The sequence below is a fragment of the Pseudoxanthomonas sp. LjRoot204_2 genome (assembly GCF_056175765.1).
Window position 1 is genome coordinate 1 of sequence record NZ_JBGFFG010000188.1, and the last position, 6,522, is coordinate 6,522.

General features: G+C 69.1%; 9 protein-coding genes and 1 pseudogene. 2 read left to right on the forward strand and 8 right to left on the reverse strand.

Annotation, left to right across the window (positions count from 1 at the left end; genetic code table 11):
- The 5 genes from AC04L7_RS10290 to bufA2 all read right to left on the reverse strand — a co-directional run.
- The coding region (locus AC04L7_RS10290) for a TonB-dependent receptor plug domain-containing protein (RefSeq protein WP_475512946.1) at positions 1-381 on the reverse strand (381 nt) is incomplete at its 3' end.
- Between the two features lie 239 nt (positions 382-620).
- Complete coding sequence (locus AC04L7_RS10295) at positions 621-1,085, reverse strand: DoxX family protein (RefSeq protein WP_435995818.1); 465 nt, start codon at positions 1,083-1,085, stop codon at positions 621-623.
- An 18-nt stretch (positions 1,086-1,103) separates the two neighbouring features.
- Positions 1,104-1,868: an HvfC/BufC family peptide modification chaperone gene (locus AC04L7_RS10300; protein WP_435995820.1), complete on the reverse strand. Its 765-nt coding sequence runs from the start codon at positions 1,866-1,868 to the stop codon at positions 1,104-1,106.
- The gene (bufB, locus tag AC04L7_RS10305) at positions 1,865-2,710 is read right to left on the reverse strand and encodes an MNIO family bufferin maturase (protein ID WP_435995822.1); all 846 of its coding nucleotides are present in this window, start codon (positions 2,708-2,710) and stop codon (positions 1,865-1,867) included. Before bufB ends, AC04L7_RS10300 begins: the two co-directional genes overlap by 4 nt.
- Positions 2,711-2,735: 25 nt before the next feature.
- Positions 2,736-3,038, reverse strand: a complete 303-nt coding sequence (gene bufA2, locus AC04L7_RS10310; protein WP_296278680.1) for a BufA2 family periplasmic bufferin-type metallophore — start codon at positions 3,036-3,038, stop codon at positions 2,736-2,738.
- 174 nt (positions 3,039-3,212) lie between these two features.
- On the opposite strand from bufA2, the gene AC04L7_RS10315 reads away from it, so the two are divergent.
- Both AC04L7_RS10315 and AC04L7_RS10320 read left to right on the forward strand, forming a co-directional pair.
- Positions 3,213-4,169: an AraC family transcriptional regulator gene (locus AC04L7_RS10315; protein ID WP_435995825.1), complete on the forward strand. Its 957-nt coding sequence runs from the start codon at positions 3,213-3,215 to the stop codon at positions 4,167-4,169.
- A gap of 74 nt (positions 4,170-4,243) precedes the next feature.
- On the forward strand, positions 4,244-5,278 hold the full coding sequence (locus AC04L7_RS10320) for a patatin-like phospholipase family protein (protein ID WP_435995827.1): 1,035 nt from the start codon (positions 4,244-4,246) through the stop codon (positions 5,276-5,278).
- 76 nt (positions 5,279-5,354) lie between these two features.
- Here the strand turns inward: AC04L7_RS10320 and AC04L7_RS10325 are convergent, their stop codons facing one another.
- The 3 genes and pseudogenes from AC04L7_RS10325 to AC04L7_RS10335 form a co-directional block, all read right to left on the reverse strand.
- On the reverse strand, positions 5,355-5,969 hold the full coding sequence (locus tag AC04L7_RS10325; protein ID WP_435995829.1) for an HD domain-containing protein: 615 nt from the start codon (positions 5,967-5,969) through the stop codon (positions 5,355-5,357).
- A 53-nt stretch (positions 5,970-6,022) separates the two neighbouring features.
- Complete coding sequence (locus AC04L7_RS10330; protein WP_299344779.1) at positions 6,023-6,325, reverse strand: putative quinol monooxygenase; 303 nt, start codon at positions 6,323-6,325, stop codon at positions 6,023-6,025.
- Between the two features lie 61 nt (positions 6,326-6,386).
- Positions 6,387-6,522 (reverse strand): annotated as a pseudogene (locus AC04L7_RS10335) (Lrp/AsnC family transcriptional regulator); the annotation flags it as partial.

Below are 6,522 nucleotides of genomic sequence, written 5' to 3' on the forward strand. Positions count from 1 at the left end.
GTACACCAGCGACACGGGCTGTGAGGTGTTGAGGCGGAAGTCGGTGTTGCCGTAGCCGCGGATGTAGAAGCGCGGGAAGGCGCGGCCGAACGAGGATTCGATGTTCAGGCTGGGCACGCGGCCGGACAGGAAGCGGATGTCGGTGCCGCCGGACGCCAGCACGCCCAGCTGCTCTCCGTTGACGGTGCTGATGGAGACGGGCACGTCCTGGATGTTCTCGACCTTGCGCTGCGCGGTGACCTGCACGGTGTCGAGCGTGGCGGCGTCCTTCTCTGCCGGGGAGGCGGCGTCCTGGGCGAGGGCGGTGCCGAAGGGCAGCAGCGCGGCGATGGCAAAGGCGAGGCGGTGCGGCCGGACGGCGGCCGGGCGGACTGGGGACATGGCGTGGCTTTCCGAGTGGGTGGGATTCGGGGCGCGCGGCGGCGCTAGCACGCGAATGTTGCATTACAGCAACAACGGGGGCAATGGCCGGAAGTCCCGTTTCCGACGAGCTCCGGCCTGGCTGCCACAAGGGGCGGTCTTCCACCCCCTGCCGCCCCGTCCGCCTCGCCCGCCTCGCGGTCGGCGGAACGGGAGCCCACGCATGTCCCCGTCCGACCGGCGGAGGGCGGACCCGACGGCTATGACGCCGCCAGGGGATCGCGCTGTGCACCGCGTCGCGCGATCAGGTGGTCCAGGCTGGCGCGGCCCGGTCCGGCAAACAGCAGCCAGGCGAATACCGCCACGTAGAGCACCTCGTCCAGCTCGACGAACTCGTCGAGCGTCGAGATGCCCGGCAGCACGACGACGGCCAGCGCCACCAGCATGTTGAAGATCATCGGCAGCATGGTCAGGCGGGTCGCCAGCCCGAGCATCATCAGCAGGCCGCCGATGAATTCGGTGCCCGCGCAGACCGTTGCGCTCAACGCGGGCCAGGGGATGCCCCATTCGACGAAGCGTTCGGTGAAGAACGCCAGGTTGTTCAACTTGGCCCAGCCGGTCTCCAGCCAGAAGTAGCCGAATACCAGCCGCACCAGCAACGGGCCGATCCATTCGTGGTCATGGAGGAAGGCGAGTGCACGCACATGCACGGGTAGGGTTTGCATGGAGATCTCCAGGAAGAGTCAGGCAGGGAAGGACAGGTCGGCCACCAGGCCATCGGACAACCACCGCTTCAGCAGGCGAGCGGCACGCATGGCGGGCGAACGGCCGGGCAGGCGCACGCACCAGTCGGCGAATGCGTCGCCCCGCTCGATCGCCACCAGCGCCATCGCCTCGTCGCGGGGCAGGCGGCGCCAATGGACGTCGAACCCGACGCGCCAGAGCAGCCACGCCGTGGGTGCCTGCGGACGCAGGGCGGGCAGGGGTTGGCCCCGGGCATGGGCGTCGAGCACGGCGACAGCGGTGCTGCGCAGGCGCAGGCGGCGCACCGCGGGGTGCACGTGCAATCGGAGACGCGTCCACGCCTCGGGAGACAGCGCCGCTACGTCGTCGATGCTGCATGCCGGTGCATCGGCGGCATCGAAGACCTCGCCCTGCTGCCACTCCAGGCGCGCGAGATCGGCGGACGTCGCGTCGCGCAACGCCAGCCAGCGTGGGAAGTGCTGCCCCAGGTGCCGGACCGAGGGATGGCGCGAGGGATGGGCGGCAAGATACGTCTCGGCCAGCGTATCGAAGCGGTCCTCGCCCAGCGAGGCGCGCAAGGCGGGAAAGTCGTGGCCCAGCACCTCCACCAGTCGCCACCGGTAGCCGTCCGCATACACGCGCAGGCGCATCGACGAAGGGGCCGGGAGTGCATCGGAGACGAGCGGCGCTTCCGCAGGATCCCGGCGCAGCAGCCAGCCCGCGAGCTGCCGCTGCTGGTCGACCAGGGCCATCGACCGGCTCATGCCGCACGCGCCTGCGCAGCCGCGCCTGCGGCGACCGCGCGTGCCACATCGAGCTCGGCGAGCAGCGCGTCCAGCGGAGGGATGTGATCGTCGCGCTCGATCATCGCGGGCACGTTGCCGAAGCGCCGCACGGCGTCCGCATACAGCGACCAGACGCCGTCGGGGACCGCAGCGTCGTGGGTATCGATCAGCAGGCCGCTGCCGCGCGCATCCTCGCTGTGCCCGGCCAGGTGCATCTGGCCGACGGCCGCAGGCGGCAGGCGATCGAGGAACGCCACCGCATCGAACCCATGGTTGTGCGCATTGACGAAGACGTTGTTCACGTCGAGCAGCAATCCGCAACCGCTCTCGGCCACGATCGCCGAGAGGAACTGCGCTTCATCCAGCGTGTCGTCGCCGAAGCGCAGGTAGCTGGACACGTTCTCCAGCAGCAATGGCATGCCGAGGATGTCCTGCACCTGCCGCACACGCGCGGCGACATGCAGGACCGTTTCGTCGTTCTGAGGCAAGGGCAGCAGGTCGTGGAACTGCACCCCACCCTGGCGGGTCCAGCACAGGTGGTCCGACACGACCCGTGGCCGCACGCGCCGGGCCAGGCGGCCCAGCGCGTGCAGGTACTCGCGGTCCAGCGGATCGCTACCGCCGATGTCGAGCGACACGCCATGCATCGCCATGGGCCAGCGTTCGGCCATCCGGTCCAGCATCCACAGCGGACGGCCGCCGTCGACCAGGTAGTTCTCGCTGAGGATCTCCAGCCAGTCCACGCGCGCGCTGCCCGCGAGCAAGGCGTCGTAGTGCTGTGGCCGCAGGCCCAGGCCGAAACCCTGAAGGGGCGTGGTCATGGCGTGTCGTGGCTCGCGCGCGGCGTCAGGTGTTGGCCTTCTTCGCATCGGCCGCCTTCTTCTGCGGCTTGGGTGCCTCGAACTTGCCGCCGGCCGTCTTGCAGGTCTCTGCCGTGGATTCGGTGAAGCCGTGGCCCTTGCACGCGTTCTGGCCCTTACAGGCGTTGGAGGCGCTCTTGCACGCGCCCTGTCCCTTGCAGGCGTTGGCGCCGACGCAGTGGCCGACCTTGGCCGACCCGGATTCGGCCGCATGAGCCATCGGTGCACCGAGGAAGAGGGCGGCGGCGGCGACCGCGACGGACAGACCGGACAGCTTGGTGGTGTTCATTGGAAAGCCTCGTTGGAGTTGGGGAAGGCGTCGTCGACGGAGCGCCGCAGGACGCCATGCCATTCCACCGTCCCGCATCCGCGGCGACCATTCCCGAGCGTTCCCGCGATATGCCCCATCGTCCGGCGCGGTGTGCGGGCGGACGCACGCGCATGAATCGGCGGACGCGCGGTCATGGCCCGCATCCACCCCGTCGCCTACGATGGCGCCATGGACACCTTGCCCACCCCCGCCTCCGGCCTGGCGGAGCACGAAGACCGCGACGCCGTCCTCGAGACCGTGCTGGGCGCCTATCGCATGCGCGTGGAGATCACCGCGGATGTCCGCTACTGCGGAACGTGGTACGACAGCGAGCCGGCGACGCACCACGGGCAGTTCCACCTGTTGACCCAAGGGCAGTGCTGGATCACCGGAGAAGCGCTGGACGTGCCGGTGTTGCTCGAGCGCGGCGACCTGATCGTCTTTCCTGCCGGCGTGCGCCATGTGCTCTCGTCGTCGGCCGATCCCCATCTGCCCGACGCGCCGGATGTCGGCGACACCAGCATGCTGTGCGGCGAGCTGGAGTTCATCACCGGCTCGCACAACCCGATCTTCGCCGCGCTGCCGCGGTGGTTCGTGATCCGCAGCCAGGACAGCAGCGCCGGCTTCAGGCAACTCGCGCAGATGCTGGCCGACACCAGTCGGGAACGCCGCTGGGGTCGCCAGCTGGTGCAGAACAAGCTCGCAGACTCGCTGTTCACCATGGCGGTCTGCGAGTACGTGCGCCAGGCCGAGCAGCCGCGCGGCCTGCTCGCTGCGCTCACCGACGTGCGCCTGTCGCGTGCGCTGTCGGCCATCCATGCGCGTCCCGGCGAGGACTGGACCATCCAGTCGATAGCGCAGGAGGCAGGCATGTCCCGCACCGCGTTCGCCGAGCTGTTCTCGGCCACCGTCGGCACGCCGCCCATCCAGTACCTGTCGCACTGGAGGGCAACCGAGGCGCGCCGGCTGTTGAAGAACCGGCGCTTCTCCGTCGCCGCCATCGCCGAGATGCTGGGCTACAGCAGCGAGGCGGCCTTCCGTCGCTTCTTCAAGCGCATCGAAGGCGTGGGTCCGGGCAACGCGCGGCGCCGTTCCGGCGGGGCGTCCTGATCCGGGCGTGGTCGTTGGCTGCGGTTGCGCGAGGGGGCGCTATCCTGCGCACCCGTCCCGCCCACTCGCCGCCCATGCGCCCTGCCGCTCGCCTGATCCCCGCCCTGCTGCTTGCCCCGTTGCTGCTGGTCGCCTGCGGTGGCGACAACGTCAGGCCCACGCCGGTCGCCGCGGTGGTGTCGCCGATACCCGCCGCGCCCAAGCCGAAGGTGGGCATCGCGCTCGGGGGCGGTGCGGCGAAGGGATTCGCGCACATCGGCGTCATCAAGATGCTGGAAGCCAACGGCATCGAACCGCAGATCGTCTCCGGCACGAGTGCCGGCAGCGTGGTCGGCGCGCTGTATGCCAGCGGCATGGACCCGTTCCAGATGCAGAAACAGGCCTTCGCGCTGGACGAAGCGAAGATCCGTGACGTGCGCCTGTTCTCCGGCGGCCTGGTGCAAGGGCAGAAGCTGCAGGACTACGTCAACGACCTGGTCGGCAAGCGCACCATCCAGCAGCTGAAGAAGCCGTTCGCCGCAGTGTCCACGCAGTTGGAGAACGGCGAACGCACCGTCTTCGTGCGCGGCAACACGGGCCAGGCGGTGCGCGCGTCGAGCAGCATCCCAGGCGTGTTCGAACCGGTGGTGATCGGCAAGGCCAGCTACGTCGACGGCGGCGTGGTGAGCCCGGTGCCGGTGGACGCCGCGCGCCAGCTGGGCGCCGACTTCGTCATCGCCGTGGACATCTCCACCAAGGCGCCCGGCACCAAGCCCGGCAGCATGCTGGGCATCGTCAACCAGTCCATCGGCATCATGGGCCAGCGCCTGGGCGAACAGGAACTGGCGCGCGCGGACGTCGTCATCCGTCCGAAGGTCAACGACATCGGCCCGGCCGATTTCGAACAGAAAAACAACGCCATCCTCGAAGGCGAACGCGCCGCACTGGCGGCGATGCCGCAGATCAAGGCCAGACTCGCCGAACTGCAGCGCACGCGCACCGCCGCGCACGCGGCCAGGCACGCGCCGCCGAAGCCGGACCCGCGCTGCCTGGAAGAGCCCTCGCGCCTGGGCCGCCTGTTCGGCCGCGACGTGAAGTGCGATGCCGCCGGTCAGCCCGTAAAGCGGTAGAGCGGCGCTTGCTCCGCTGCTTCTGGCCTCGCGTTTCGCGATGCCTGACGCCGTGGAGAGCCAAGCAGGCTCGGCTCTACGCTTGGGTCGCGCGACGCAGGTTGTCGCGTGCCCTCGCTTCCAGCGCGTCGTGGAAGTGCGGCGTGCTGTAGATCGCCGGCCGATCCAGGAAGCCCTTCAGGATCTCGCGCCGCTTGCGCCGGAACAGGAAGCCCGGCACGTACGCATATTCCTTGCGGATCTGCTGCTCGTACTCGTCGAAGCGCGCACGCGCCGCACCGAGGATCGACAGGTCGATATCGACCAGCAGCTGTTCRTCGCGTCCCGACGGCACCGCGGTATGCCGCGTCGCCATCACCAGGTCGTGCACACGCTGCGCCGCATCGGTCGGCGCACCCGCATCGCTCAACGCATCGCGCGCCCAGTCGGCGCTGCGCTGCTCGTTGTCATGCCCTTTGATGTCGTAGATCGCATCGTGGAACCACAGCGCGAGTTCGACTTCGGCCGGGTGCTCGGGCAGCGCGCGCACAGCGTCGAACGCCGACAGGCATTCACCGAGGTGCTGCTGCGTGTGGTAGTGGCGCTGCGGCTCTGCGTACGCCGCCATCAGCTGCGCGAACAATGCGTTGCCCTCGCCCACCGCGCCGATGCCGGTCCATGCGCGTTGCCAGGAAGGTGCGAAAACGTCCATGACGCAGTCTAGGACGAAAGACGTGTAGACGCAGCGCATCAATGTTCCATGGATCACCGCACCGATGACAACCCCTGCCCGCCCACCGGGACCGTTTCGATGTGGCTGTCGAATCCGGCGATCATCGGCCGCGCTTTCGCGATGGCCTGTTGCACGGCCGGCAGCGACAGCGAAGCCTTGTGGCTCGCGGCATCGGTCCAGACCTCGGTGATCCAGATCGCATCCGCGTCGGCGGGATCCCGCGCGATGACATAGCTCAGGCATCCGGGCATGGCGTCGGTGCCTTCCAGCAGGATCGCGAGCAGCGCATCGCGCTGGCCGGGCGTGGCGCGCATCTTGCCGATCAGTCCGTACATGGCGGGTCCTCGTGGAGATTGCGCGCGTTGTAGCACGCGTCGCGGACAGGGATCGTCCGCGTCAGGTCCTGGGCAACAACGGCAAGCCGCCGTCGGTCTTCACCGCGCGCAGCACGAAGCTGGAGTTCACGTCGGCCACGCCGCTGGCGTTGAGCAGGTTGTCGAGCAGGAAGCGGGAGAAGTGCTCCAGGTCCTGC